This is a genomic window from Methylobacterium iners, assembly GCF_022179305.1.
GTDB classification, from domain to species: Bacteria; Pseudomonadota; Alphaproteobacteria; order Rhizobiales; family Beijerinckiaceae; genus Methylobacterium; species Methylobacterium iners.
This window is the reverse complement of sequence record NZ_BPQP01000022.1, coordinates 39,900-65,594: the sequence shown is the minus strand read 5'-3', so window position 1 is coordinate 65,594 and position 25,695 is coordinate 39,900. Positions and strand designations below refer to the sequence as shown.

Genomic DNA, 25,695 nt, shown 5'->3' with positions numbered 1-25,695 from the left:
GTCACGGCCGCCCGCGGCTTCGACTTCGTCTATCTGAACCGGCTGCTGCCGACCGCCGCCGCCCGCGTCCTCCTCTCGCCGGCGGCGAGGAGCGGCCTTCGAAGCAATCACCGCATTGAGACCAGCTATCGCGTGACCGGCCCCTTCGCCAGCGGGGACGAGTGGCTGCAGGGACATTCCAAGAAGACGAGGCAGAATTATCGGCGGGGCCAGAAGTTCATCGCGGAGCAAGGCGCGCTGAGCTTTCGCCTCTTGCCGCCCGACGAGCCCCGCGGTCCGCTTCTCGAGCGCCTCGCCGAGCTCAAGCGGAAATGGCTCGCCGCGACCGGCAAGGTGTCGGACCTCTACGACGACGGGTCCCAGACGCTGGCCGCCCTGGTCGACGTCCTCGCCGAGGCCGGCATCCTTCGGATCTTCGTGCTCGAATGCGACGGAACCGCCATCGCCATCGCGGTGAACTTCGAGCAGGCCGGCCGGATGATGGCCTTCGTCACGGCCTACGACCCGGCCTTCGAGCGGGGTTCGCCCGGCATGGTCTTGATGGTCGACTACATTCAGTGGTCGATCGATCGAGGGCTCGACATGGTGGACTTCCTGTGCGGCGCAGAACCCTTCAAGCAGCGGTTCGCGACGAGCAGCGTCCAAATGGAATCGGCCACGGGCATGCGCACGCTTCCGGGCGCCGTAGCGGTACTGGCGGACCGAGCGGTCGAGACCGCCCGCACCCTTCGCGCCCGCTGCACGGCACCGGCCACCGCCCCGGCGCGGCAGGCCGAGGCCGCGGAGTAACGCCGGCAATCAGGTGCAGGCGCCACCGACGCACCCTCTCACGACGAAGGCGCCCAAGAGGGCGCGTCGCTGTCTGAACTGAGCACGCCTGCGGGGCGGACCTCGGTCGTGGGTCAGGCAGGACGCCAAGTGGCAGGCATCATCGGGATGCCTTGGCAGCAAAAAAATCGCGCGTGAACCTCATCCAAGAGATCATGCGAAGGGTAGTAGCTGCGGACGCCTCGTCGACCCGCGTCCCTCCGACCGAGGAGAGCTCTATGTTCCTGAGCAATGATGCCTTCGACTTCTCAAAGTTAGCCCAGGATCTTACGCGCCCTGGTGCTTTGTCCCTCGATCAGCTTGTGTCCAACCCTGCTGCCAACCCCGACGTCCAGAACGAAATCGATTATCTCGGCCGAGACGCACAGGCCGAGATCGATGACCAGAACGCCTTCAATCAGAGCGATTGGTCCGGGCTGCCGCAGAACCAGGCCGTCCAGGACGAGATCGACTTCTACGCCAGCCAGAGCGGCTGGAGCGTGTTCTGAGCAGGCACCAAGGGCTGGGATTGGTCTGCGAGAGGTCGGGCAAGAAGACCCCGCCCGGCCTGGTCGGGCGGGCTCCAACCCGGTAATCGATGCGATGGAACGATAGTTCGGTGCCGAGTGACTGCCCATCCTGCGCCGGCGCACGGGCTGCCGTTTGCGGCGACGGATGACAACGCCGCGGCCCCGCGAAACCCTGCATCGCTTCAAGCCTAGCTCGCCAGGGCGGTGAGCACTTGATCGGCCGCGGTCACACCGGAGCTGTAGGCGCCGCGGGCGGTGGTGAAGGCGTCGGGCGAGGCCGCCTCGCCCGCGAAGAAGAGGCGATCGTCGACGGGAGCCGCCAGGGCAGCGCGATTGCCGGCCGCACCGGGCCGCGCATAGGCGTAGGAGCCTCGGATCAGGGGCTCGCCGCCCCAGGCCGTCGCGACGAGCAGTCGCGCTCGTGTCCGGATGCCGGTGCCGAGGAGGCCGGCCAGCTCCTCCAGAGCGAAGGCGACCGCAGCCGCCTCACCCTCCCTCTCGAGCCTGCGCGCTAGGTCGCCCCCGTAATAGGCCTCGATCACGGGGCGGCCGAAGGGCCGAAGGTGGTAGGCGCCCGTCGCCGAGGCGAGGGGATTTCCGATGAGGTGACCGTCCTTGGGTAGATCCTCCGGCGCGTCGACCTGCAGGAAGACCTTGTTGGCGAGGCCGAGGGGCAGGCCGGCCGCGGCGGCGACCTTGTCGGGCAGGGGCGGATCGAACCGGATCGCCTCCGCGGCGAGCACGTCCGTGGACACGGTGACGACGACGGCGCGCGCCCGCACGACGCCGTGCGGCGTCTCGAGCCTGATCGTCCCGGCGGCGCCGTGATCGATCCTTGCGACCGGCGTGTTGAGGGCGATGGGCAGCCCGGCCGAGAAGAGCTCGACGGCGCGGCCATGCCCCTCGACGACGCGCCAATCACCGCCTTGAACGCGGTAATTCTTCGTGTCGTGAATCGAAGCCTGATCGAGTTCGGCACCGCTCACATAGGTGGCAACCGCGTTGAGATGGCTGTTCCAGCGATCGCCGGGAACGAGGAGCGAGCCGAGCGAGCGGTCGACCGGCTCGGCCTGAGCCTCGGCCATGCGCCTGTAATGGGCGGCCGCCGCCTGCTTGTAGGCGGCTTGATCTTCGCGGGAGAAGCCGAGGTCGCGATACTGCACGTCCCAGGGCGGCGTCGTGCGATCAATCGCGAGGCCGAGACGCTCCGCGATGGTGGTCCAAGGATTTGCCTCTGCGCCGTGCAGCCAGCCGCAGCCGAGGTCGAGGGGTGCCGCGATCACGGGCACGTCGATGGTGCGGGCTCGGCCGCCGACCCGGTGGGCGGCTTCGAGCAGCCCGAGCCTCAGCCCGGGCCGCCGCTCCAGGAGCCGATGCCCGGCGGCCAGGCCCGCGGCGCCGGCACCGACGATGGCGACATCGACCTCGCCGAGAAGGGGCGCGTGGAATTCAGGCATCTGCCCGTCCGACGGACGATCTCTGTGCAGGCATGTCTGTTCAATCGGGTGCCGCCGGCGGAGTTCCTGGTCGCGGGCTATCAGGGCTGCGGCCGTTGGACCGCGTCCGCCTGAATGGGGCGCGAGGGGCCATCGCCTCGGCCGACGGCGGAAAATTCGCGGACCCGCGGGCGATCCCTGACGAAAATCGCTCTGCCCGTTCCAAGGCATGGATGAGGGCGGCGGACCGCCCCTTCATGATCACGGGAGCGCATCGCATGACCAGGACCTGGATTCTCGCCCTCGGCCTCGCAGGCCTCGTCGCCACCGCCTCACAGGCCTCCGCCGGCGGCGCGGACTTCGACACGGCCACGGGACGCGCGCCGGCGGCCAAGCCCGAATTCCTTGGCGTCGACCTCGATACCGGCGACGTCTACTACAACGGCCGCAACTCCGGCCGGTACTGCTTCTACCGCACCGTCGACGTGTTCAACCGCTACACGGGCTACGTGGAGCAGCGTCGGGTCCGCCGCTGCGGGCACGGCCTCTACCTGCCTTGAGGCGGGTGCGATGTCGGTGTCCGGCATCCTGCAGCTGCGGCTCGCGGCGATGAGCCTCCTCGTTGCCGCGCTCGCCGCCATCGAGGACATGCGCCCCGCCGACGGGCGCATGGGGAGGGGCGACACGCCCCGGGTGCTCCGCGCGTGCACGGAGGATGCGAAGCGGGGAGACGGAACGCATGGGGAGCGACCCGCCTGCGGCGCCTTCGCCGAAGTCATCGGACATCGAGGCGCCGACGAGCCCCGAGGCTCGCGCTACGCCGGGATCTTGCCCAAATGAGGCGCGATAGGGCACCAGCCGGAGGCGAAAAACTTCGAATCGCAACCAAGAGACGGGATGATGCGCGTGGCGAGCGAAACATTCGGTGATCGAGGACGAGCGATGGCGCCGATGCGGGCGGTGCGCCGTCTCGTTGCGGGCCTGATCGGAGCTCTGGCGCTCATGGGCGTTGCCGTCGCGCCTGCCACGGCCGAGCCCGATACCTTCGCTGACAACACCGAATCGATCGCCGTCGTCATCGGCAACCGGGCCTACAAGCAGACGGTCCCAGTCGATTACGCCCACAACGATGCCGAGGCGGTGAAGGAATACCTCGTCAAGCGGCTCGGCTACCGCGACACCAACGTCTTCGTCCTGAAGGACGCGACGCTCAACGAGTTCAATCAAGTCTTCGGCACGGAGCGGAACCCGCAATCGGGCCGCCTCTGGCGCAGCGTGCGCGAGGGCCGCTCAAACGTGTTCGTCTATTATTCCGGCCACGGCGTGCCGGATCTCGCCACCCGCCAGCCCTTCCTGCTGCCCGAGGACGGCAATCCGAACCAGGGCGAGAGCGGCTATCTGCTCGAGACGCTCTATCGCAACCTCGACCTCGTGAAGCGTAAGATCGGCGCGGGCCGCCAGCTCGTCGTCATGATCGACGCCTGCTTCACCGGGGAGACCGGCCGCAAGGGCGAGAGCCTGCTCGCCGTCTCCGCGCCCGGCTTCTCGCCGGCCAAGCCCAAGGGAGCGGAAGGCGTCGTCAAGCTCGTGGCGACCTCCGGCGCCACGCCGGCCAACTGGGACGAGGCCAACAAGCTCGGCCTCTTCACGAGCCGCTTCCTGATGGGCGTCTCGGGCCTCGCCGACCTCAAGCGCGACGGGGGCGGGGGCAACGGCGACGGCCTCGTGCAATGGCCGGAGCTGAAGAGCTACCTGCGCGAGGAGGTCGAGCGGGCGGCGCGGCGCGCCAGCGGCCGCGAGCAGCTCCCGGAGGTCGACGACGCGCCGATCGTGGTCAAGGCGAGCCTGCCCGTCACGGGCATCGCCGGGGGTGTGGCCGCGATGCGCGACGAGGCGGCCTGGCGGCAGGCCGAGATCCTGGGGACCCGCGCGGCGCTGGAGAGCTACATCGGCGGCTGCGGCGCCGTCTGCGCCTATCGCGAGCAGGCGATGAGCCGCCTCTTCGAGGGCCGTCAGCGCGACGCGGCGGCGATCGACCGGGAGAACTGGGAGCGGCTCGGCGGTGCCCAGAAGTACCAGGCCTATCTCGATTCCTGCCGGGAGGTCTGCGCCTTCCGGACGCTCGCCGAGACCTATCTCGGCGGCTCCGATCCCTCCGGTGATCCGCGGGTCAAGCGATGCGACGAGCTCGCCGCCGGCACCGACGATCCCGATCGGCCCAAGGGCGTGAAGGGCGTGAAGCTCGGGCGGATCGAGGCCTCGGCGGCGACCGAGGCCTGCCGCGCCGCGGCCCAGGCGCATCCGAAGCTGCGGCGGCTCGCCTACCAGCTCGGCCGCGCCTACGACAAGGCGGACCGCTACAAGGAGGCCTTCGCCGCCTATTCCCAGGCCGTCGAGGGCGGCAGCCTCTCGGCCATGAACAATCTCGGGGCGCTCTACGAGAACGGCCAGGGCGTGAAGATGTCCCTGCCGCAGGCGCTCAAGCTCTACAGGCAGGCCGGCGAGGGCGGGAATGTCGTCGCCATGTCGAATGTCGGCCGCTTCCTCGAATACGGCCGCGGCGTGCCCAGGAACGAGGCCGAGGCGGTGGCCTGGTACAAGCGGGCGGCCGAGGGCGGCGACGTGACCTCCATCACCAAGCTCGTGCCCCATTACTCGACCGGGGCCTACGGCTTCCCGCGCGACCAGCGCAAGGGCTTCGACCTGTTCCGACAGGCGGCCGACCGCGGCGACCCCATGGCGATGGCGACCATGGCGACGCTCATCGACAACGGCTTTTCCGGCTTCTTCCCCGGCGTCAGCGCGGCCGACATGGTGCTGCGGGCCCTGAAGCGGGGCGAGCTCGGCGCGGCCTCGGTCTCGGCGACGGACACGGCGAACCTCAAGCTTAAGCCCGAGACGATCCGCACGGTGCAGCGCGCGATCAAGGAGGCGGATTACTACGGCGGCGCCGTCGACGGCCGTCTCAACCCGGTCTTCGTGCGCGCCCTCGACATGTACGCCAAGGCCAATGAGGTCGATTAGGGCCCTCGCGGCCCTGCTCGCGCTCCTGCCCGCGAGCGGCGCCCGCGCCGACCCGGTCACCGAGACGCTGACGCCCTTCCTCGACGCGGTCTCGACCTGCGCCGGCACGAAGAGCCCGATCCTCGCCGTCATCGGCGTCGAGCCGGGTCAGATCGCCCTGTCCCGCGAGCAGGCCGAGGAGGTGCGCCTCGCCGTCGAGAGCGGGCTGCAGGCGACGGGCCGCGTGCGCCTGGCCGCCGCCGCCGACGTGGTGCGCATCAAGGCGCTGCGCGAGGGCACCACGGGACTCTCCGGCGCGGAGGCCGAGGCGCAGATCCGCGCCGCCTTCGTGGGGGATGCCAGCGTCTTCCTCGTGGCGCCAGCGCAGGCCGGCGCCACCGCCAGCGTCCGGCTCCAGGCCATCACCCGCAACGCCGCCTGCAAAGCGACCAGCGAGCCGCTGGTGCTGCCGATCCGCGTCGGGCCCGGCCTCGCCGATATCGACGCGGTGCTGGCGCAGGCCGTGAAGGGCCTCGCGGACGCGGCCCCGAACGCCAGTGCCATCTCGGTCTGCCCCTTCGCCGCCGACGGCGGGCATTCGAGCTGCGCCGGCGCGCTCACCGACCGCCTCGTGATCGCGCTCGACGCGGAGGCGCGCTCGGCCAACCGCATCCTGAATGGCGGCCGCCTCGACGTCCGGCGCCTCGGGCCGGGGATCGCCTGCCCGGCGGAGCCCGGCGCCCTGAGCGCGCGCGGACGCTTCTCGCACGAGCGCGACGGCTCCTCCTGGATGGAAGTGAGCTTCCTGCGCGACGGCGCCGTGGTCGCGCCCACCGGGCGCCGCCGCATCGCCACGGAGGGTCTCGGCTGCGATCCGACCCCGCGGCCCTTCCTCGACCACGTCGCGGCCACGGCCCGCACCGATGGGGGGCGTCTCGCGGTCTCGGCTGCCGCGACGCCGTTCGGGCGGGGCCAGCGCCTCGAGATGCGGATCGAATCGAAGGCGCGCCAGAGCCTCTATTGCTGGGTCGTCGCCCCGGACGAGACCGCCTTCGTCGCGCTGCCCGTGCGCGGCAATGCGGCCTCGCAGGCACCGCTGCAGCCGGGCGACAATCGCCGCTATCCGCGCGGCTACGGCCTCGACGAGATCGTGGCGGGCGAGCCCTTCGAGAACCTTTTTTCCTGCTTCGGCGTCGAGGGCGCCCTGCCGCCCGAGCTCCAGGCCCGCTGGCTCGCCGCGGCTCCGGCCGCGGATGGCGACGCGGCGCTCCTGCAGCCGGCCGACGTGCTCGACCTCCTGGAGAAGATCCGCGCTGTCCCGGGCGTTACCGAGGCCGTGGCCCGGGTCGTGGTGCGCTGATGGCCCCGGGGGCCTGGACCGTCTCGGTGGCGAGCCTCTTCGCCGTCGCCGTGACCGGCTGCACGGGCGAGGTCGCGCCGACGCACGCGGAAATCGAGGCGTTCTTGGGCATCATGCTGCCGGCCGAGATGCAGGGCTTCGCCGCGAACGCCGAGCGCGGGATCAACACCCTGATCCGCGCCCGCTTCCTGCTGCCCGAGACGCAGGCGGAGGCCTTCGTCCGGGCCCTGATCGGCCAGCCCCTCGTGCCCGGCCATGACCCAGGCATCGCTGCGGCGGGCCACGGCCTGCCGGATTGGCCGGAGGCGCTGCCGCCAGGGGCGGCGGGCGCCCAGCGCGACGACTGGCCGAGGGGCCGAACCTACCGCCTGCTGAGCGTGCCGGCAGGGCCGGGCTGGCGGAGGCTCTACCTCATCGCCTTCACGGTCTGAGCCCTACACGCCGCAGGTCCGAAGCCGAGGAGCCGTCCAAGACTGCCTCTGGCCGTTCCATGCTGGGTTGCCGCCTCCGCCCCCGAGGATGACGGCCGCTCCGGCAAGGCGTAAACCCGCGACGGATCACGCGGAACCGGTGCGGGCACGGGAGGGCGCATGACCGGCGGGTATGACGAGCGCTGCGCGGCCGATCTCGCTAATGTCTGCGAGGGTCGCGACCTGTCGCGCCAGGATCGGGCCTGGCTCGCCCGGGCGGTCACCGGCGCCATGCGCCCGAACCGCGACAAGCCGCTCTGGGACCTCGCCCACGCGCTCACGGCCCTGGCGCAGCTCGCGGGCGCCCGCGATGGGCGCGACCTCGTGACCCTCGCCCTCGATCCCGACCTCGCCCGCGCGGCTACCATCGAGGCCCGCTTCTCCGGCGCGCGGGCAGGCAGCGCCGAGGCGGATGCGCGCGGCCTCGTCATCGAAGGGGCGGGCTGGCGCATCACCTGGTCCGGCCTGGCGCGCCTGCTCGCGCTCGCCGAGTTCGTGCTGACGGCGGAGGACCTGGCTGGGATCGCCACCCTCTCCGGCTGGTTCGACGAGCTCGCCCGGGAGCCCGGCGCCGAGGCGGCCGGGTTCCTGTCCAAGCGCCTCGCGCGCCATCTCGCCGCCTATCGCAACGCGCACCTGCCGCTGGCGCCCCTGGAGCGGCGCTTCCGCGCGATCCTCGGCTTCCTGCACGGCCGCTCGGATTTCGGCGATGACGACGTCCTGGAATTCTGGCGCGCCGAGATGGGCGAGGACGAGCGGCCAGGTTTTCGCACGATTGCGGAGCATTTCGTGACCTTCGAGGCGGTGGTCTCGGCGCTCGGGGGATTGGCGGGCCTTCGCGCCGCCGCCTCGCTGGATTCCGACGAGGCCTGGCACGACCGCGTCGACACTTCGCTCGCCGACATCGTCGGCGACGAACCAGCGGAGAACCTCGCCGCGATGCTGCTCGGGCTACCGGAGGGTCCCAAGATCCTCACGGGCGCGGAGCGCGACGACCTCGTCGACCTGCTGCGGCTCGATCCCTTCCACCGCACGCGGCCGCTCACGACGCTCCGGGCGGTCAGCTTCGGGCGGGTGCAATCGGGCATCGCCAACCGCCTGAGGCGCGGCGGCGGCGGCGGCGAGGTCGCCGAGCGGGCGGCCTGCATCGACGCCGAGCCCTATGACGCGATCGCGGTACGCGCCGCATGCCTCGCAGCGCATCTGAAGCTGATGGTGGGCATCGCCGCCTGCCTGCGGCTCCCGGCGGAGACCGCCGACGCGGCGCTCCGCGCGGCTCTCCAGGCGGCGGAGGCCGACTTGAAGCGGGTTCGCCGGTCAGGGTTCGACGGCGACCGCGTCGCCCTGGCCGCCGGCTTCGCCGCCGTGGACGAGACCCTCGTCCGCACCGCTGAGGAGGTCGCGGCCCTGATCCGGGCGATGCAGAACCTCGAGGCGCGCCGGCCCCTGCCCGAGATCTTCGCGGCGGATCGACCAATCTTCGCCGAAACGCTGACGCAAGCCTATGCTGGGGAGAGCGTGTCGTGAGCGCACCGTCCGATGCCGCGGCCGCCCGGCTGCTGGCCGAACTCCACGCCGCACGCCACCTCGCGCGCGGGTCGCGCCGGTCCGAGGCGGAGGCCCGACCTTCCTTGAGCGCGGCTGCTTTGTGGGCCCATGTCCGCCGCGTGCCCGGCCGGCCCGTCTCCCTCGCCGTCGAGCGCCAGATCCGCGACGATCCCGCGACGGGCCGGCGCTACCGCGCCATGCTGCGGAGCCAGGCGCTGGCGCATACGCCGCTGGCCATCGCCGCCTCGGACGGCGCGGTGGTTCAGCGCCGCCTCGGCTCCTTCGCCCTGGAGATCGTTCCGCCTGACGCCGAGGCCATGGCGCTGCTCCTGATCCGCGGGGTGGCCGAGGGCGCGTCGGCCCCCTCCCTCATCGAGGCGGCACTCGGGGCGGAGATCGTCCGCCTGGAGCTCGGAGCTCCCATCGCCGGGACCATCGTGCTGGCCCTGGACCCGGAGGTCGCCGAGACGGCCCTGCTCGCCCGCCTGGCCGCCGATCCGAAGTCCGAGATCTTCCTTCTGTGATACCATTTCCGCCTGATCAGCTCGGCTCGGCGCGTCCCCTCCCCCTTGCGGGGAGGGGTTCGGCGTGGGGGTGGCTGGGTGACCCCGCCGCTCACCAAGCGGAACCACCCCCACCTCCTACCTCCTCCCCGCAAGGGGGAGGAGAGCGGCGCACCGACCGAGGTGATCAACCGGAAGCCGCATGACGAGAGGCCCGAACGTTCCCCGAAACCTGATTCCCCGGACATGACGCCGCGACACATCCTGGTCGTCGTCCCGACGACCGGCGGGCCGATCCTGATCAAGTCGCTGCGGCCCCGGGCGGGTCTGCCGGCCTCGGCCGCCTTCGCCGACGGCGATTACCGTCCGCTGCCCTGGTCGGGCGATTACGCCCGGCTGACCGCGGCGGAGGGGCCCCTGGCCGGGCTCGTGCCCGCGGCCGGTCTGTCGCCGCACGAATTGCGCCTGACGCGCTCCTTCGACACCGGCCGCTCCTGGGAGGCCCCGGTCTGCCTCGCCCATGCGCTGCTGGCGATGGGCCATCGCCTCGTCGCGGACCCGTCCGAGGCGGAGCTGATCGTCTGGGCAACAGGCGCGGTCGACCTCGACCTCCGCCTGATCCCGGGCGACTACGCGCTTCTCGACAAGCTCGAACGCTCCCGCGATCTCCTTGACGGCGCGGCCGGCACGGCGCTCGCGGTGCTGCTGCCGCCGGGGGGTGAGCGCGCGGAGGCCGAGCGAGTCCTGACGGGCATCGGCCGGCCCACGCCCCCGATCCTCCTGCCGCAGACGGGCATCGCGGACGCGGCGGCCCGCCTCGGCCGCAGCTCGGGGGAACCCGGGACGAGCCCTCCCGAGGCGCCCCGTCCGGGCAGCCGTGTCCTTCGGAGCGCTCTGCTCGTCGCGCTCGGCCTGGGCGCCGCGGGCGCAGCGATTTTGGCCGCCATGCCGGAGCGCACGCCGTCGAACGATGGTCCGGTCGCGACACCCGACGCGACGGCAGCCAAGATGGTGCCGTCGCCGGAGAAGCCTCCGCAGGACCCACGACCCGCGGCGACCGCCCAGGCTCCTGCGGCGGGACCAATCCCGGAACAGGCGCCGCCCGAGCTGCCCCTTCTCGTCGAGGAGCTGCACGCCCGGGCGGGCTCGTCCTGCCGGCGCGTCCTGTTCGGCGCGGATTCGCCCGAGCGCCGACCCATCCCCCGGGAAGCGCCGGAGCGGCTCCGGGCGAGCCGCCCGGAACCGCGGCTGTGCGGCCTCGCCTTCGTCGGCAGGTCCGGTGCGCGCGTCACGGTCGGGCCGGAGCTGCGGGCCGCCGCCGTCGCGCCCGTCGCCCTGCCGGACGGGGCCCAGGCCTATTTCCTGCGCGAGAACGGCCCGCGAAACTTCGTCTACCGGGTCCAGGTCTTGGTCGACGGCAGGGAGACCAGCCTCGCGCACGCGATCGCGCCGTGACGGCCCGGCTGCTGGGACACGCTGCGCGGGGCCGGGCGATGGAGGCCCTGGCGTCTTTGACGATCTGTCATGGTCTCGGCATAAACCCTCGGCGGAACGGAGGACGAGCATGGTCTTGAGCCCTCGCATGCGGCAGCGCGCCGCCACGAGCCTCGCCCTCGGGGGGCTGCTCCTGGCGGGACTGGCCGGCACCGCGGCGCATGCCCAGACGGTCGGCTTCGACCCCGCCGATTACGGGCGGGCGCAGCTGCCCCTGCGCCAGACCACGGGCGACGCCGTCGCCTTCATCGACCAGAACAAGGGCGCCTTCGAGCCGATCGCCGAGCTCGACCCCAAGGACCCAATCGCGGCCCTGGCCCGTCCGGTCGGCCGGGTCGACGTCGTGATGAAGAACAACCGCACCGGACAGACGGTCGGGGCCTCCTGCACCGGCACGCTGCTGCCGGGCGACTACGTCCTCACGAACCACCATTGCCTTCCGCAATCGGGCGAGGTCTCGCCGGTCAAGGCCTCGATCCTGATGGATTTCCTGACGCTGGACGGCCGGGGGTCGAAGCGCTTCGAGATCGAGGCACGCCCGGTCGAGTTCGACGCCCGCCTCGACTACGCCGTCGCGAGGGCCGCCGGGAACCCGACGCGGGAATACGGCACCGCCCGCATCTCGGGGGAGGCGGTGCCCGCCGCCCGGTCCATGCTGGTGATCCACCATCCCCTCGGGCGCCCGAAGGTGATGAGCCGGTTCCGCTGCTTCGCCATGAAGGACCAGCCCGGCGACGCCAATCTCCACCATCGCTGCGACACGCTGGGGGGCTCCTCCGGCTCGCTCATGTTCGACGGCTCGGTGGCCGGCATCGCGCTCCACAAGGAGGGCGGGCTCGATCCGAGGGACCCGTCGAGCTTCAACAGCGCGACGCGTCTCGCGGCGATCCTGAAGCACAGCCGCATCCTGGCCGAGATCGCGGGCGGGCAGGGCGCCACCGCGGCGAGCGCGAAGGTCGGCCCCTCGACGGGCGCGCCCTCCGCAACCGCGCCCTCGGCGGCACCGCTCGACCCGGGCGGGATGAACGCGATCCTGCGCGGCCGGTGAGCACCCGCTTGCGCGAGGGCGGCCGAGAACATTCTGCAGGTCCGACGAAAGCGCGGCGCCGAAACGCGCTCTGCCGTGTCCAGGGGGGAGGGTGTGAGGGGGCCACGACGGCTCGCTCGACCACATCCGGGAGTTCGATGATGCAAGCCCTTCGCGATCCATCGGGTCTCGCACGCCGCCTTCGCTTCGCCCTGGGCCTGTCGCTGGTCCTGACGGGCGCCGCCGCGGCGCAGGCAAACCCGCTGACCGAGGTGCCGGGGCGCAGGGCGCCGGAAGTTCCCGCCGAGGAAGCGGCCCCGCCGCGGCCTCCCGCGCGCGACGAAGCCGCCGAGCGGGCCGAGGCGGGAGTCACGAACCCCTCCGCGACCGCGATCATCCGCTCGCTCGCTCCCTTCGCCGACGGCAATCCCGGCGCTCCGGCCCGTCCGCTCGGCGTCGATCCCGGCGACGGCGGTCCTAGAATCCGCGTCGACGTGGCCAGGGCCGTCGATCTCACCGTGTTCTTCGCCTACGACAGCGCCCGCCTGACGCCGGAGGCGCGCATCCAGCTCCAGCCGCTCGGCGAGGCGCTGAGCGCGCCGGCCTTGGCCCGCCACGGCTTCCTCATCGCCGGCCACACCGACGCGGCCGGCGGCGCCCTCTACAACCGCCGGCTCTCCCTCGACCGCGCCCAGGCGGTCAGGGCCTGGCTCGTCGAGGCCTACGGCATCGACCCGAACCGCCTGCGCATCCACGGCTGGGGCGCGACCCGCCTCAAGGTCGCCGACAGCCCGCTGTCGCGGCTCAACCGCCGGGTCGAGGTGAGCCTGATCGCCCCGCCGAGCGCTCGCCTGCGCTTCGACGCGCCCGCCACCGCGCTGTGCCGCGAGGACGGCCTCATCGATCCGCGCCGGCGCGTCGTCCTCGACCTCGACGATTTCGGCGCCGCGCCGACGCCGCTCGACTGCGACGACTAGGTCCTTCGGCGAAGCCGATCCTTCCCACCGTCACGATTATCAGGAGACCCGTTCATGAGCATCAATGATCGCCCCACGCGCATGCCCACGCCTCTGCGCCTGGCGGCGCTGGCCGCCTTCGCGGCGGCCTTCCTCGGCTTCTCACCGCCGGCTGCCCTGGCGCAGCCCAAGCCCAACATCGTGGTGATGGGCGAGGACGCGGACGAGGATTCCGTGCCGCGCGGCAACCGCATCTTCCAGCGCGTCATCACCGAATTGTCCGAGTCGATGAACCTGCGCGGATACAACGTCTACGACGAGACCGCCGTCGCCATGGGCTTCACCCAGCCCAACCGCGTCCGCCGCCGCGACGCGGAGCTGATCGAGGTCGCCCGCGCGGTGCAGAACCCGCCCATCGACGTGATCGCCATCTTCCAGATCTACGCCTCGGCCTCGAAGTCGGGCTATTCCGACATCGTCCGGCCCGAGGTGCGCATTCCCGGCCGCCTCCACAACGTGCGGACGGGCCAGTCGCTCGGCGCCTTCGAGGTCGCCGGCGTACAGCTGCCGCCGCTGCCGCAGGGCTGCGACCGCGAATGCCTGCTGGAGCGGGTGGGTGCCGAGGCCAAGACGATCGCCGCCGACGTCGCCGGGGCGCTGACGGCCAAGCTCGACGGGGTCGTGGCGCCGCGGCGCTCCAATGCGGGGCCGGGACCGGCGCTCGGCACGACGCTCCTCGGGGCCGGCGGTGCGGCGCCGGGCGAGACCGTCGCGCTTCCGGCGGAAGCCTGCGGCGGCCTTCCCACGGCCTACACCGTGCGGCTGAACGGCTTCTCGGCCCAGGACATCCAGGCCGCCGAGGAATACATGGCCGCCTTCCGCTGCTACGAGCACCATCGGCCGGTGCGCTCGGGAGCTTCCTCCTCCGAGTACTGGTACGAGACCCGCGCGGATTCCGCCCGGCTCGCGCGCAATCTCCGGCTGATGCTGGATCATCTCGGCGCCGGCGGCCAGGTCCAGTTCTCAGGCAATGCCTTCGTGGTCAACCGCATCGCGACGCGCTGAGACCCGCGGATCGCGGGACCGGTTGCCGCGGTTCGAAGGCAATTCTCTTGGGCGCAGAGATCAGGTCTTGCAGGCACGCAGTCCGGCGGACCTGGTCTCGCACCCGGCCTCGCCCGCAGGGTGGGACTTGGCCCCGAAGGCCAGCAGCAATTGCTGCAGGTCGCTCTCGTTGACGAGGCTCGCCGCCTCGTCCGCCGCGTACCAGCGGCGATCGCGCTGCGCGGCTTCGGGCCAGCGCTTGCGCTCCTGGCGCACCTTCATCGGGTACACCTCCACCGAACAGGCCACCGTGCTGCCGTCGCTGAGCAGCTTGTCGTAGCGGTAATGGCCGACCGCCTTCTTGGCGACGCGCCCCTTCAACCCGGCTTCCTCGTAGGCCTCCTGCTCGGCCGCGCGGTGGTCCTTGCGCCCCCGCATCGGCCAGCCCTTCGGGATGATCCAGCGCTTCGTCTCACGCGAGGTCACCAGAAGGATCTCGGGACGACCGTCCGCGTCGAGCCGGAACGGCAGCGCGGCAACCTGGTTGCGCGGTGAGCGCAGCTTCTTCTTCAGCGTCCCCTCCGGGGGTTCGTTGGGATTGCCCAAGACCAATGGGCCTCACGCGACCTGACCGCATTCACATCGGTTAGGAGCAATTAGATCTCGAAGGGCTTAGCGCAGGGCCAGAGTAACAGACGTATTGCTGGAGAGTTCCCTTGTCGTGCGATTGATCCGGCCGATCGAACATCTGGTCCGGGAGGACGGGCCTACGCGGGGGCGGCGCTCGATGGCGCCCGTTGGCCCCGCGTCACACGGCGCAACACCTTCGACAACTCTTCGGCAGCGTAGGGCTTCTGGAGCAGCTCGAAGCCGTGACGGCCTTCCTCGGCGAGCACATGGCTGTAGCCGGAGGTCAGCACTACCGGCAGATCCGGGTAGCGGCGGCGGATCTCCTGCCCGAGTTCGATCCCGCTCATGCCCGGCATGACCACGTCCGAGAAGACGGCATCGAAGCCGTTCACCTCGGCGAGAAGCCTCAGAGCCTCGCTGGCATTGACCGCCCAGGTCGTCTCGTAGCCGAGATCCTGAAGCACCTGCGTGGAGAAGGCGCCCACCGCCTCGTTGTCCTCCACCACGAGGACCCGCTGCCCGTGTCCCCCCTCGACCATCGGCGCCGGCACGGCACTGCCCGCTTCGTGCGCTCCCGCCCCCTTCGCGCGAGGCAGGTAGAGGGTGAAGGTCGTGCCATGTCCCACGGTGCTGTCGGCGGCCACGTCGCCGCCCGACTGCTTGGCGAAGCCGTAGACCTGGGACAGGCCGAGCCCGGTCCCCTTGCCGACCTCCTTCGTCGTGAAGAAGGGTTCGAAGATCTGGACGAGCTTATCCTCGGGAATGCCCGAGCCCGTATCCGCGAGCGAGACGGCGACGAACGGTCCCGGTCCGCCGCGATGGCCCCGGATCGCCGGCATGGCCTGCGCGGAACGGACCTGCACCGTGAGCGTGCCCTGGCCGTACATGGCGTCGCGCGCATTCACGGCCATGTTGACGATCGCGGTCTCGAACTGGCTCGCGTCGGCCTCGACGAAGCAGCCGCCTTCCGGGAAATGCGTGATGATCTGGACGCGGGACCCCACGATGGTGCGCAGCATGTCCGCGATCGCCTGGATGCAGCTTGCCGCGTCGAAGACCTCGGGCTTCAGCGCCTGGCGGCGCGCGAAGGCGAGGAGCTGGCCCGTGAGCTTCGAGGCCCGGTCGACGGTGTCCGAGATCGCGCCGACGTAGCGCTGACGGCGATCGTCGGCGAGGCCGGGTCGGCGCAGCAGGTCGGTCGAGCTCTTGATGATGGTGAGCAGGTTGTTGAAGTCGTGGGCCACCCCGCCGGTGAGCTGGCCGACCGCCTCCATCTTCTGCGCCTGGCGCAGGGCTTCGTCGCGGAAACGGTCCTGGGTCACGTCACGCCCCACGGCGTAGAAGCGATCCCCTTCGGGCACCGCCGTCCAGGCGATCCAGACCACCTCGCCGTTCTTCCGTACGAGTCGATCCTCGAAATGTCCGACGGGACGACCTGCCGCGAGCTCGGAGACGACCTTGGCTGCCGCCTCGTGATCGCCGGGGTGCACCAGTTCGACGAAGGGCCGCGAGAGAAGCTCGACCTCGGTGTATCCGAGAAGCTTCGACCAGGCCGGGTTGATCGTCTTGAGGTAGCCGTCGAAGCCGGCCGCCGCGAAGAGCTCGCTCGAGAGGTCGAAGACGCGGTTGCGCTCGCGGGTGCGCTCTTCGACGGTCTGGGCGAGCTGGTCCGCCCTGTCGCGCAACTCCTCCTCGAGCCGGTGCTGGCCCGTCACGTCCACGTTGATCCCGGTGAGCCGGATCGGCCGACCGTCACGGTCCCGAACCGCCATGCCCTGCGAGCGCACCCAGCGCACCTCACCGCTGTCGCGCAGGACGCGTACATCCATCGAGAAGATGTCGCCCGTCGTGGCACTCTCCTTCGCGACGGTCTCGGCCGCCTCGCGGTCGGCCGGGTGCAGCACGTTCGTCCATGCTTCGAAGAGGCGCTCCGGCGGCGTCGCGGGATCGACCCCGAGCACCTGATACATCTCCGACGACCAGGTGATCGCGTTCGTGGTGAGATCCCAATCCCAGACGCCGATGCCGGCAGCCTGCTTGGCGAGCTGGAGGCGCTTCTCGCTTTCCCGCAGCTCCGCCTCGGCCGCCCGCGCCTCGCTGATGTCCTGGATCGAGACGACGACGCGATCCGGCTCGCCGGCGAGCGGCGCCGAGGAGATGCGCACGGGAAAGCGCCCGCCGTCGAGCCTGCGATATTCCTTTTCGTAGGGCTCCCACCAGCCACGTTCGCGCGCCTGCGCGAAGGCGGTCTCGTCGAGGGGCAGGTAGTCGGGGATCGTGAAATCCCGCCAGTCCCAGCGGCCTTCTTCGAAGTCGGCCCGGCTATGGCCCGTCATGGCGAGGAAGGTGTCGTTGATCGCCAGTGTCTCGCCGGTCCGCGCGTCGAAGATGGACAGCCCGGTGAGCTTGGAATCGAACACGCCGCGGAACCGCGCCTCGCTCGCGCGCAGTCGCGCCTCGGCGCCGACCCGCTCCACATGCGCCCAGCAGCGCTCGACCACCGTCTCGACCAGGGCGACCTCGTCGGGGTGCCAGCCGCGCGATTGGACCTGGTGCACGGCCATCATCGCGACGAGCCGCCCTTCCTTGACGAGGGGACAGCAGACGATCGCATCGATGCCGATGGCCTGGAACATCTCGCGGCCCTCGCCGGGTGCGAGCTCGCCCGCGACGTCGCGGATCACGAGCGTGCGCCCGGACCGCATGTCGGCCGCCGCCCGGGGGCCGAACAGATCGAGGCTGTAGGTCCCCGCGGAACTCGCCAGGCCCGGTACCGTGTAGTCGTCGTGGATGATGAAGCGGTCGTTATCCGCGTCGACCACCGCATAGGCGCAGCGGGAGGCCCCCAGGCTTCGTGCCAGGAGCTCGGCCGCGGCGAGCATCGCGCAGAGCGCGTCGCGCGAGGCGCGCATCGCCTCGTCCAGCTCGCTCATGAAGCGCAGCCGCGCCTCGCTGGCGCGCAACGCCGCCTCGGAGCGCGCCCGCTCGACGGCCGCCCAGGTCCGCTCGGCTGCGGCTTCGATGAGGTCGACCTCCGCATCGGTCCAGGCGCGCGGCCGGGCCTGATGCAGGTTGAGGTTCGCGACGAGGACTCCGTCCTTCAGGAGCGGGACGCTGACGATGGCCCGCGCACGGATTGCGTCCAGGGCAGCGAGGTTGCGCTTCGTGTGCGGATCGATAGAGGCGTCGTCGACGCGCAAGGTGCGGCCGGACCGCAGGCGATCGATCATTGGACCGCTGAAATCGGCCATCCGCAATGCGCTCGGCAGATGATCGACGGTCCCATCCGTCCAGCCGCCGCGGATGAGGGCGAGGTCCTGCGCCTCGTCGATCTCCGCGAATGCCACCCGGCTCGCCCCGAGCCGCTCGCCGAGCGCGCGCGTGGTCGCGGCGATGACGGCCTCCGGATCGGCGAGGCCACGGGTCCGATCCCCGAGGTCGAGCAGGAAGCGCTGACGCTCCTCGCTCTGGCGCAGGCGGTCGGCGGCATGGTGCCGGTCGGTCACGTCGCTGGCCGCGCCGAACCATTCGACGACGGCGCCGCCGCGATCCAGGATCGGCACGGCCCGCGAATGCGTCCACCCGACGCTGCCGTCCGCACGCCGGACGCGATGCTCGAGATCGAAGGTGCTTCGGGCGGCGACGGCCGCCTCAATTGCGGCCGCCACGAGGGGCTGATCGTCGGGGTGGACATAGGCCTCGAGCCAGTCCGTCCGCGGTGCTTCAGCGTCCGCGAGGAAGCCTCGCCCGTCGAGCTCGCGCAGCTCGGCCCAGTCCGGGCTCATCCTGAAGAGGGCGTTGGAGCTTGCGGTCACGAAGGCGCAAAAACGCTCGCTGCTTTCCTTGATGCGGCGTTCGGCGAGAACCCGCATTGTGGTCTCGACGACGATCGCCAGCACGCCCGCGGGCCGGCCGCGCTCGTCCATCACCGGCGAGTAGTCCAGGTTCATCCAGACCTGCTCCGCACGCCCGTGCCGGTAGAGGGTCAGCTCCTGGTCCTCGTAGGCGAGCGTGCCGCCGGCAAGCCCGACCCTCATGACGTTGTCGTTGAACGCGGCGACCTCGGGCCAACCCTCGCGCACCCGCGAGCCGAGCAGCGCCGGATGCCGCCCTCCCGCGAAGACCGAATAGGCGTCATTGTAGAGCATGACGCCGTGCTCGCCCCAGAGCAGCACGATCGGCACCGGCGAGTAGAGCAGCATCGAGACTGCGGTCTTGAGGCTCTGCGGCCAAGTACCGAGCGCCCCGAGCGACGTCGAAGCCCAGTCGAAGGATTCAATGAGCCGCGCGGTCTCGCTGCTCGTCGGCCCCAAGAAATTGAGCCTCTTCGACGAGGCCTCAAGAGCGGCCAAGGTAAGGTCCTTCCGCTGGCGGTCTGGAGCGATCACCCAAGCTTTTTGAACGGAATTTATACGCACCGCCAGCGCATTTCGGATACACTTCGAGCGAATGCGGACGTGGAAACTGCTGCACTTGCGGCAGGCCTGGAAGGGGTTCCGACGCCCGTCGCGGCGTCCGGGTCGGCCGGCGTGATCGTGGCGTCGATCACAGCGCTCTTGGGACAGCCGGGATTTGCCGGTTGCAGGGCGGCGGCGTCCGCGGCTTGATGGCGCGATGTCCGACCTCTTCGCCGCATCCGATCTGCGCAACGACGCCCCGCGCCCGCTCGCCGACCGGCTGCGCCCGCAGAATCTGGCCGACGTCGTCGGCCAGGAGGGGCTGACCGGTCCGGACGGTGCGCTGACGCGGCTCCTCGGCGGCAAGGCTTTGGGCTCCCTGATCTTCTGGGGACCGCCCGGCACCGGCAAGACCACCGTGGCGCGGCTGCTGGCGCACGAGACCGACCACCATTTCGAGCAGATCTCGGCGATCTTCTCCGGGATCGCCGAGCTGCGGAAGGTGTTCGACGCCGCCCGGAAGCGCCGCTCGGCGGGGCAGGGCACGCTGCTCTTCGTCGACGAGATCCACCGGTTCAACCGGGCGCAGCTCGACGCCTTCCTGCCGGTGATGGAGGACGGCACGGTGACGCTGGTTGGCGCCACCACCGAGAATCCCTCCTTCGAGCTGAACGCGGCGCTGCTCTCCCGCGCCCGGGTCCTGCTGTTCCGCGCCCTCGACGACGCGGCGGTCGCCAAGCTGCTGGCGCGCGCCGAGGCCCTGACCGGCTCGGCGCTGCCGCTCGACGAGGAGGCGCGCGGCATCCTCGTGCGCATGGCCGACGGCGACGGGCGCGCCGCCCTGACGCTGGCGGAGGAGGTCTGGCGCTCGGCCCGCCCCGGCGAGACGCTGGACGCCGCGACGCTGCAGGAGATCGTGCAGCGCCGGGCGCCGATCTACGACAAGGCCCAGGAGGGCCATTACAACCTCATCAGCGCCCTGCATAAGACCGTGCGCGGCTCGGACCCCGACGCGTCGCTTTACTACCTCTGCCGGATGCTCGACGGCGGCGAGGACCGCCTCTTCATCGCCCGGCGCCTGGTGCGGATGGCGGTGGAGGATATCGGCCTTGCCGACCCTCAGGCCCTCGTCATCGCCAACGCGGCCAAGGACGCCTTCGACTTCCTCGGTTCGCCGGAAGGCGAGCTGGCGCTCGCCCAGGCCGCGATCTATCTGGCCTGCGCCCCGAAATCGAACGCGGTCTACGAGGCCTACAAGGCCGCGACCCGGGTCGCCAAGGAGCACGGTTCGCTCCCGCCGCCGCGCACCATCCTCAACGGTTCGACCAAGCTGATGCGCAAGATCGGCTACGGCGAGGGCTACCGCTACGACCACGACGAGCCCGACGCCTTCTCGGGCCAGGATTACTGGCCGGAACGCTTAGGCCGACAGCACTTCTACGCGCCGACCGACCGCGGCCTCGAGAACCGGCTGCGCGACCGCCTCGACGCCTGGGAGCGCCTGCGCCGGGACCGGCGCGCCGCGGAGGAATAGGCGATTGGACCTCCTCTGGAAGGGGCTTGCCGGCGGCCTCGTCACAATCGCCATCGTGCTCGCCTCGCGGCGCGGCAACTTCCTGCCCGGCATCCTGCCGCTGGCGCCGACCTTCGCGATCATCGCGCTGCTCGCGGTCGGCGCGAAGGGCGACGCCGCAGGCTTCCGCGAGGCCTGCCTCGCCGGGGCCAAGACGATCCCGGCCTACCTCGTGTTCCTCGCCGTCGCCTACGGCCTCGGCAACGTCACCGATCACCGGCTGGCGATTCTGGGCGGCCTCGCGGCCTGGCTCGTGGTGGCTCTCGCGATCTTCCTGGGGCCACGCTTGTTCTGACGCGGCCCGTCCAGGGGCTGTCGGGTCGCACCCCGGACGCTATCATGTCCGCCGGGTGCAACGCTCCGGGCCGAGGAGGACAAGCCGCATGGTCATCATCGCGCTACTCGGGATCATCGGCGGGATCGTCTTCTGGATCATCCGGGCGCACAGCGCCGCACAGGCGCTCGGCGAGGTCAACCGCGACACGAAGGGGCTGCAGCGACGGGCGAAATCCGCCCTGCAGGACATCATCGGCACGCCCCTCAGGGGCGTGCGCGACGTGCGGCTCGCCGCGGTGATCTTGATGATCCAGCTCGTACGCACGGGCAGCCCCGTCACGGCCGCCGAGAAGACGCAGATCCTGGAATTCATGGAGGACCCGCTCGAGGTGGAGGCGATCTCGACCATGTTCGAGCGGGCCTGGGGCTACACCGAGCCCCGCCGCCCCTTCTCCCTGGTGGCCGACGAGCTGCTGCCGCTGCTGCGCGACCAGCTGACCGAACCGGAAAGACTGCAATTCGTCGAGATGCTCTCCAAGGTCGCCAGCGCGCATTCGGCGCCGAGCGAGCTTCAGCGCGAGGCCATCGTCCGCCTCAGGCGCCGCCTGCTTGCGGCAAGCCCCGCGCTGGCGGCGGACCGGACCGGCGATTTCGGACGGTGAGGCCGATGGACCCGGCGGGACGCAGCCTGTAGGTCGGCCGGCCCACCTCCGAGCGGCACTCGTCCAGAGACCTTCATGGCGGCCTGCGGCCTCGATTTCGGCACCTCGAACACGACCCTGGGCATCGCCGATGCTGCTTCAGCCAAACTGATGCCCCTGGAGGGTGAGCACCTCACGATTCCGAGCGCCATCTTCTTCCCGCCCGGAAAGGCCTCGCTGATCGGACGGGCCGCGATCGAGGCCTATGTCGGGAGCGAGCCCGGGCGGCTGATGCGCGGCCTCAAATCCGTGCTCGGCTCGCCCCTGCTCGAGGAGACCACGCCGGTCGGGCGCGAGCGGATCCGGTTCCGCGACGTCATCGCCCGGTATCTCGGGGCGGTGAAGGCGCGGGCCGAGGCGACGGCTGGTCAGGGCCTCGACACGGTGGTCCACGGACGCCCGGTCCATTTCGTCGATGGTGATCCGGCGGGCGACGCCCGCGCCGAGGCGGCGCTCGGCGAGATCGCCCGCAGCATCGGCTTCAGGCATGTCTCCTTCCAGTTCGAGCCGATCGCCGCCGCGCTCGATTACGAGCGGCAGGTGCGCGCGGAGGAGATCGCGCTCATCGCCGATATCGGCGGCGGCACCTCGGACTTCTCGATCGTCCGCCTCTCGCCCGAGCGGCACGCCCGGGCCGACCGGGCGGAGGACATCCTCGCCAATGACGGCGTGCGCATCGGCGGCACGGATTTCGACCGGCGCCTGAGCCTTCGCACCGTGATGCCGCTGCTGGGCCTCGGCACTCCGATGCGGCGCGGCGACCTCGACGTGCCGACCGGCTACTTCCACGATCTCGCCACCTGGTCGAGCATCAACCGGCTCTACACGCGCAAGGTCCTGCGCGAGATCGAGGAGGTCCGTCGGGACGCGGAACGGCCCGACCTTATCGAGCGCCTTCGCACCGTTGTCGAAGCCGAGCGCGGCCATTCCCTGGCGATGGAGGTGGAAGACGCCAAGATCGCCGCCTCGGGCGAGGGGAGGGGCGCGATCGCCCTCGATTGGATCGAGCCGGGCCTCGCGGCGGATTTTACCCAGGACGGGTTGATCGCGCATACCGACCAGCTCAGCCGCCGCATCGCCGAGCGGATCGGCCGCTGCCTGTCCCAAGCCGGCCTGAAGCGCGAGGCGATCGACGCCCTGTTCCTCACGGGCGGGTCGACCGGCCTGCCGCATGTCCGCGAGGCCCTGGTCGCCGGTCTGCCGCGGGCACGAGTGGTCGAGGGCGACACCTTCGGCTCCGTCGGCATGGGCCTCACCATCGAGGCGGCACGCCGCGCGGCCTGAGAGAACGGAACTCCGGCTTTGCCGAGGCGAGGCGGGGTGTTACGAGCGCTCCATGGCTGGCAGACCTCCACGACGCGGCGCATCCGGGCGAGACGGAGCCGGCAAGGGCGCCGGCCCGGGAGGCCCGGGCCGCTCCCGCACGACCAAGCGTCCCGAACGCGCCCGCACCGGACCCCGCACCAGCGCGCTCGATGCGGCCCAGAGGGCGGCGCAGGTGCGCGGCGATGCGGCCGCGAAGCACGCGCCCTGGCGCCCGGGTCGGTCGGCGAACGACGACGCTCCCGAGAGCTTCGACGAGAAGCCGGCGCGGGCGCCCCGCACGCGGGCGGCGCCGCCCACCGGTGCCGGCATCGCGCCGCGCTCACGGCGTCCCGCCGACGCCGCGTCGCCCCAGCCGGAGCCCCCGACCCGGCGCGAGCAGCGCGCTGCCGCCTCCGCCACCCTTGCCTCCGGCGTCCAGACCCTCACCGTCGAGGCGGACGAGGCCGGGATGCGGATCGACCGGTTCCTGACGACCCGGTTCCCGCAGCTTCCCTTCACGCGGGTGCAGAGCATCGTGCGCAAGGGCGAATTGCGGGTCGACGGCAAGCGCGCCAAGCCGAGCGACCGGCTGGAGCCGGGATCGAGCGTGCGCGTGCCGCCGCTCAAGCTCGAGGCCACGACGGAGCGTCCGCGCAGCGCGACCCGCGACGCCACCGATGCCGACTTCCTGCGCTCGCTGATCCTCTACGAGGACGCGGAGATGATGGTGCTCAACAAGCCCTTCGGCCTCGCCGTCCAGGGCGGATCGGGCACCGTCCGCCACGTCGACGGGCTCCTCGAAGCGCTCACAGGTCCCGACGGCCAGAAGCCGCGCCTCGTCCACCGCCTCGACAAGGACACGGCCGGCTGCCTCATCGTCGCCAAGACGAGGCTGGCGGCCGCGACGCTCGCCAAGAGCTTTCGCTCGCGCTCGGCCCGCAAGGTCTATTGGGCGCTCACCGCCGGCGTGCCCCGCGTCCACCAGGGCCGAATCTCGACCTACCTGGCGAAGGAGGAGCCGACCGACGCGGATGCGCGGATGCGCGTCGCCAAGCACGGGGACGAGGGCGCCGCCCACGCGCTGACCTATTACGCGATGGTCGACAATGCCGCGCAGAAGCTGTCCTGGCTCTCGCTCAAGCCCGTGACCGGGCGGACCCACCAGTTGCGGGCGCATGCGGCCCATATCGGCCATCCGATCGTGGGCGACCCGAAGTATTTCAGCGTGGAGAACTGGGAGCTGCCCGGCGGCATCCAGAACCGGCTGCACCTGCTCGCCCGACGCATCGTGATCCCGCACCCGCGAACCGGCAAGCCCATCGACGTGACGGCGCCGCTGCCGCCGCACATGGCGCAGAGCTGGAACCTGCTCGGCTTCGACGCCTCCCGCTACGATCCGATCGTCGAGGCGCCGGAGGCTTGACCGGGCGACGAAGCGCCGCCCTCCCGCCGGGCCGGGCGCGCGACCGGCCGCCTTGGCATTCCGTCTGCATGCCTTATCCTCTGCGCGAGCGAGTCCGGCGGCTCGGCCTTCGCCCTGGAGCAACGATGCGTCGCAGGCATCCGATCACGATCCCGGCCGCACCTGCCCGCGCCATGCTCCTCGGCCTCTTCGTGCTGGCCCTGGCGCCGATCGCGGCCGCGCAGACGCCCCAGCCCACTCCGCCGCAGGCGCCGCCACCCGCCCAGCAAGCGCAGCCCGCGGCCGCGAAGCCCGCACCGGCGGCTCCGCAGGCGGCGCCTTCGCCTCGTCTGGGCACGGCCTTCCGGGGACCGGGCCGTCGGCGCAGCTACGCGAGCTGCAATCGCCAATCCCAGGCGCGCGGGCTCCGGGGCGGCGTCCGGCGCCGGTTCCTGATCCGCTGCAGGCTCGGCTACGAGCGGCCGCGCGCGGCCCAGCCGGCATCGGCCCAGAACCCGCCGGCCCGGCAGCCGTGAGGCGGCCCCACCGGCACACGCCATGAAGCTCGTCGTCTTCGACGTCGACGGCACCCTCGTCGACAGCCAGCACCTCATCGTCGCGGCTCAAGGAGCGGCCTTCGCCGAGCACGGGCTGGCCGCGCCGAACCGCGCCGAGGCGCTCTCGGTGGTCGGCCTGTCGCTGCCGCAGGCCTTCCGGCGACTGGTCGGCGAGGACGGCCCGGTCGAGAGCCTCGCCGAGAGCTACAAGCGCGCCTTCAACACGCTTCGGCTCGATCCCTACTACGAGGAGCCCCTGTTTCCCGGCATGGGCGATCTCCTGAGGCGCCTGCGCGAGCGGGGCGACCTGCGGCTCGGCATCGCCACCGGCAAGTCGCGCCGCGGCGTCGACCGCTTGATCGCGACACATGGCTGGGAGGATTGGTTCGCCACCACGCAGACCGCCGACGACGCGCCCTCCAAGCCGGACCCGACCATGCTGCGCCAGGCCATGACGGAAGCGGGCGCGCGGCCGGACACCACGGTGATGGTGGGGGACACCACCTACGACATGGCCATGGCGGTGAGCGCGGGCGCGGCGGCGATCGGCGTCGGCTGGGGCTATCATCCGCCCGGGGCCCTGTTCGGGGCGGGCGCGGTCACTGTGGTCGAATCGGCTGCCGCCCTCAGAGATCTCTTCTCGCGACCAACGGCTCCCGAAGCCGACTGAGCGGGC

23 protein-coding genes are annotated in these 25,695 nt (G+C 71.3%); 20 read left to right on the top strand and 3 right to left on the bottom strand.

Translation table 11 applies throughout. The features are described from left to right. Together MFF55_RS08195 and MFF55_RS08190 are read left to right on the top strand one after the other, a co-directional pair. On the top strand, nt 1–789 hold a 789-nt coding region (locus MFF55_RS08195; RefSeq protein WP_238243590.1), incomplete at its 5' end, for a GNAT family N-acetyltransferase. A gap of 257 nt (nt 790–1,046) precedes the next feature. Then, the gene (locus MFF55_RS08190) at nt 1,047–1,316 is read left to right on the top strand and encodes a hypothetical protein (RefSeq protein ID WP_238243589.1); all 270 of its coding nucleotides are present in this window, start codon (nt 1,047–1,049) and stop codon (nt 1,314–1,316) included. A gap of 209 nt (nt 1,317–1,525) precedes the next feature. Here the strand turns inward: MFF55_RS08190 and MFF55_RS08185 are convergent, their stop codons facing one another. Beyond that, nucleotides 1,526–2,794: a flavin monoamine oxidase family protein gene (locus tag MFF55_RS08185; protein WP_238243588.1), complete on the bottom strand. Its 1,269-nt coding sequence runs from the start codon at nt 2,792–2,794 to the stop codon at nt 1,526–1,528. A gap of 257 nt (nt 2,795–3,051) precedes the next feature. Between MFF55_RS08185 and MFF55_RS08180 the strand changes: the two genes are divergently transcribed. The 11 genes from MFF55_RS08180 (at nt 3,052) to MFF55_RS08130 (ending at nt 14,199) form a co-directional block, all read left to right on the top strand. After that, nucleotides 3,052–3,333, top strand: coding sequence for a hypothetical protein (locus tag MFF55_RS08180; RefSeq protein WP_238243587.1), 282 nt, complete (start codon nt 3,052–3,054; stop codon nt 3,331–3,333). Nucleotides 3,334–3,343: 10 nt separating this feature from the next. Continuing rightward, nucleotides 3,344–3,613, top strand: coding sequence for a hypothetical protein (locus tag MFF55_RS08175; RefSeq protein ID WP_238243586.1), 270 nt, complete (start codon nt 3,344–3,346; stop codon nt 3,611–3,613). A gap of 102 nt (nt 3,614–3,715) precedes the next feature. Beyond that, nucleotides 3,716–5,797 (top strand): caspase family protein, encoded by a 2,082-nt coding sequence (locus tag MFF55_RS08170; RefSeq protein WP_238243585.1) that lies wholly within the window; start codon nt 3,716–3,718, stop codon nt 5,795–5,797. Next, a complete protein-coding gene (locus tag MFF55_RS08165) occupies nt 5,784–7,136 on the top strand; it encodes a hypothetical protein (protein ID WP_238243584.1) in 1,353 nt (450 codons plus the stop codon). Before MFF55_RS08170 ends, MFF55_RS08165 begins: the two co-directional genes overlap by 14 nt. Next, on the top strand, nt 7,136–7,567 hold the full coding sequence (locus MFF55_RS08160) for a hypothetical protein (RefSeq protein ID WP_238243583.1): 432 nt from the start codon (nt 7,136–7,138) through the stop codon (nt 7,565–7,567). The genes MFF55_RS08165 and MFF55_RS08160 overlap by 1 nt, the downstream gene beginning before the upstream one ends. Before the next feature lie 159 nt (nt 7,568–7,726). Next, nucleotides 7,727–9,133, top strand: a complete 1,407-nt coding sequence (locus MFF55_RS08155) for a hypothetical protein (protein ID WP_238243582.1) — start codon at nt 7,727–7,729, stop codon at nt 9,131–9,133. Further along, nucleotides 9,130–9,678, top strand: a complete 549-nt coding sequence (locus MFF55_RS08150) for a hypothetical protein (protein ID WP_238243581.1) — start codon at nt 9,130–9,132, stop codon at nt 9,676–9,678. The genes MFF55_RS08155 and MFF55_RS08150 overlap by 4 nt, the downstream gene beginning before the upstream one ends. 225 nt (nt 9,679–9,903) lie before the next feature. Continuing rightward, nucleotides 9,904–11,112: a hypothetical protein gene (locus MFF55_RS08145; RefSeq protein ID WP_238243580.1), complete on the top strand. Its 1,209-nt coding sequence runs from the start codon at nt 9,904–9,906 to the stop codon at nt 11,110–11,112. A gap of 109 nt (nt 11,113–11,221) precedes the next feature. Beyond that, nucleotides 11,222–12,199: a trypsin-like serine peptidase gene (locus MFF55_RS08140; protein WP_238243579.1), complete on the top strand. Its 978-nt coding sequence runs from the start codon at nt 11,222–11,224 to the stop codon at nt 12,197–12,199. Between the two features lie 137 nt (nt 12,200–12,336). After that, nucleotides 12,337–13,155: an OmpA family protein gene (locus tag MFF55_RS08135; protein ID WP_238243578.1), complete on the top strand. Its 819-nt coding sequence runs from the start codon at nt 12,337–12,339 to the stop codon at nt 13,153–13,155. A 54-nt stretch (nt 13,156–13,209) separates the two neighbouring features. Continuing rightward, the gene (locus tag MFF55_RS08130; RefSeq protein ID WP_238243577.1) at nt 13,210–14,199 is read left to right on the top strand and encodes a hypothetical protein; all 990 of its coding nucleotides are present in this window, start codon (nt 13,210–13,212) and stop codon (nt 14,197–14,199) included. Nucleotides 14,200–14,259: 60 nt separating this feature from the next. On the opposite strand, the gene MFF55_RS08125 is transcribed toward MFF55_RS08130, so the two are convergent. After that, on the bottom strand, nt 14,260–14,784 hold the full coding sequence (locus MFF55_RS08125) for an NUDIX hydrolase (RefSeq protein WP_238243576.1): 525 nt from the start codon (nt 14,782–14,784) through the stop codon (nt 14,260–14,262). Between the two features lie 161 nt (nt 14,785–14,945). Further along, nucleotides 14,946–19,121 (bottom strand): PAS domain-containing protein, encoded by a 4,176-nt coding sequence (locus tag MFF55_RS08120; protein WP_238243575.1) that lies wholly within the window; start codon nt 19,119–19,121, stop codon nt 14,946–14,948. A 301-nt stretch (nt 19,122–19,422) separates the two neighbouring features. Here MFF55_RS08120 and MFF55_RS08115 point away from each other — a divergent pair, with 301 nt between their 5' ends. From MFF55_RS08115 to MFF55_RS08085, 7 genes are all read left to right on the top strand, one after another. Further along, entirely contained in the window at nt 19,423–20,739 is a 1,317-nt protein-coding gene (locus tag MFF55_RS08115) for a replication-associated recombination protein A (protein WP_238243574.1), read from the top strand. A 4-nt stretch (nt 20,740–20,743) separates the two neighbouring features. After that, nucleotides 20,744–21,073, top strand: a complete 330-nt coding sequence (locus MFF55_RS08110; RefSeq protein ID WP_238243573.1) for a GlpM family protein — start codon at nt 20,744–20,746, stop codon at nt 21,071–21,073. 88 nt (nt 21,074–21,161) lie between these two features. Then, nucleotides 21,162–21,716, top strand: coding sequence for a TerB family tellurite resistance protein (locus tag MFF55_RS08105; protein WP_238243572.1), 555 nt, complete (start codon nt 21,162–21,164; stop codon nt 21,714–21,716). Nucleotides 21,717–21,791: 75 nt separating this feature from the next. Further along, nucleotides 21,792–23,039, top strand: a complete 1,248-nt coding sequence (locus MFF55_RS08100) for an Hsp70 family protein (RefSeq protein ID WP_238243571.1) — start codon at nt 21,792–21,794, stop codon at nt 23,037–23,039. A 52-nt stretch (nt 23,040–23,091) separates the two neighbouring features. Next, nucleotides 23,092–24,483 carry an RluA family pseudouridine synthase gene (locus MFF55_RS08095; protein ID WP_238243570.1) on the top strand — a complete coding sequence of 464 codons (1,392 nt, stop codon included), beginning with the start codon at nt 23,092–23,094 and terminating at the stop codon, nt 24,481–24,483. A 125-nt stretch (nt 24,484–24,608) separates the two neighbouring features. Then, nucleotides 24,609–24,998: a hypothetical protein gene (locus MFF55_RS08090; protein ID WP_238243569.1), complete on the top strand. Its 390-nt coding sequence runs from the start codon at nt 24,609–24,611 to the stop codon at nt 24,996–24,998. A gap of 22 nt (nt 24,999–25,020) precedes the next feature. Then, a complete protein-coding gene (locus tag MFF55_RS08085) occupies nt 25,021–25,689 on the top strand; it encodes an HAD-IA family hydrolase (RefSeq protein ID WP_238243568.1) in 669 nt (222 codons plus the stop codon). The last annotated feature ends 6 nt before the right edge of the window (nt 25,690–25,695 follow it).

Bases quoted from the DNA above. Each gene is read 5' to 3' on its own strand.
- MFF55_RS08090 (WP_238243569.1), top strand. From the start codon at position 24,609: ATGCGTCGCAGGCATCCGATCACGATCCCGGCCGCACCTGCCCGCGCC.
- MFF55_RS08085 (WP_238243568.1), top strand. From the start codon at position 25,021: ATGAAGCTCGTCGTCTTCGACGTCGACGGCACCCTCGTCGACAGCCAG.
- MFF55_RS08165 (WP_238243584.1), top strand. From the start codon at position 5,784: ATGAGGTCGATTAGGGCCCTCGCGGCCCTGCTCGCGCTCCTGCCCGCG.
- MFF55_RS08185 (WP_238243588.1), bottom strand. From the start codon at position 2,794: ATGCCTGAATTCCACGCGCCCCTTCTCGGCGAGGTCGATGTCGCCATC.
- MFF55_RS08130 (WP_238243577.1), top strand. From the start codon at position 13,210: ATGAGCATCAATGATCGCCCCACGCGCATGCCCACGCCTCTGCGCCTG.
- MFF55_RS08100 (WP_238243571.1), top strand. From the start codon at position 21,792: ATGGCGGCCTGCGGCCTCGATTTCGGCACCTCGAACACGACCCTGGGC.
- MFF55_RS08095 (WP_238243570.1), top strand. From the start codon at position 23,092: ATGGCTGGCAGACCTCCACGACGCGGCGCATCCGGGCGAGACGGAGCC.
- MFF55_RS08155 (WP_238243582.1), top strand. From the start codon at position 7,727: ATGACCGGCGGGTATGACGAGCGCTGCGCGGCCGATCTCGCTAATGTC.
- MFF55_RS08175 (WP_238243586.1), top strand. From the start codon at position 3,344: ATGTCGGTGTCCGGCATCCTGCAGCTGCGGCTCGCGGCGATGAGCCTC.
- MFF55_RS08115 (WP_238243574.1), top strand. From the start codon at position 19,423: ATGTCCGACCTCTTCGCCGCATCCGATCTGCGCAACGACGCCCCGCGC.
- MFF55_RS08190 (WP_238243589.1), top strand. From the start codon at position 1,047: ATGTTCCTGAGCAATGATGCCTTCGACTTCTCAAAGTTAGCCCAGGAT.
- MFF55_RS08170 (WP_238243585.1), top strand. From the start codon at position 3,716: ATGGCGCCGATGCGGGCGGTGCGCCGTCTCGTTGCGGGCCTGATCGGA.
- MFF55_RS08160 (WP_238243583.1), top strand. From the start codon at position 7,136: ATGGCCCCGGGGGCCTGGACCGTCTCGGTGGCGAGCCTCTTCGCCGTC.
- MFF55_RS08105 (WP_238243572.1), top strand. From the start codon at position 21,162: ATGGTCATCATCGCGCTACTCGGGATCATCGGCGGGATCGTCTTCTGG.
- MFF55_RS08135 (WP_238243578.1), top strand. From the start codon at position 12,337: ATGATGCAAGCCCTTCGCGATCCATCGGGTCTCGCACGCCGCCTTCGC.
- MFF55_RS08145 (WP_238243580.1), top strand. From the start codon at position 9,904: ATGACGCCGCGACACATCCTGGTCGTCGTCCCGACGACCGGCGGGCCG.
- MFF55_RS08140 (WP_238243579.1), top strand. From the start codon at position 11,222: ATGGTCTTGAGCCCTCGCATGCGGCAGCGCGCCGCCACGAGCCTCGCC.
- MFF55_RS08180 (WP_238243587.1), top strand. From the start codon at position 3,052: ATGACCAGGACCTGGATTCTCGCCCTCGGCCTCGCAGGCCTCGTCGCC.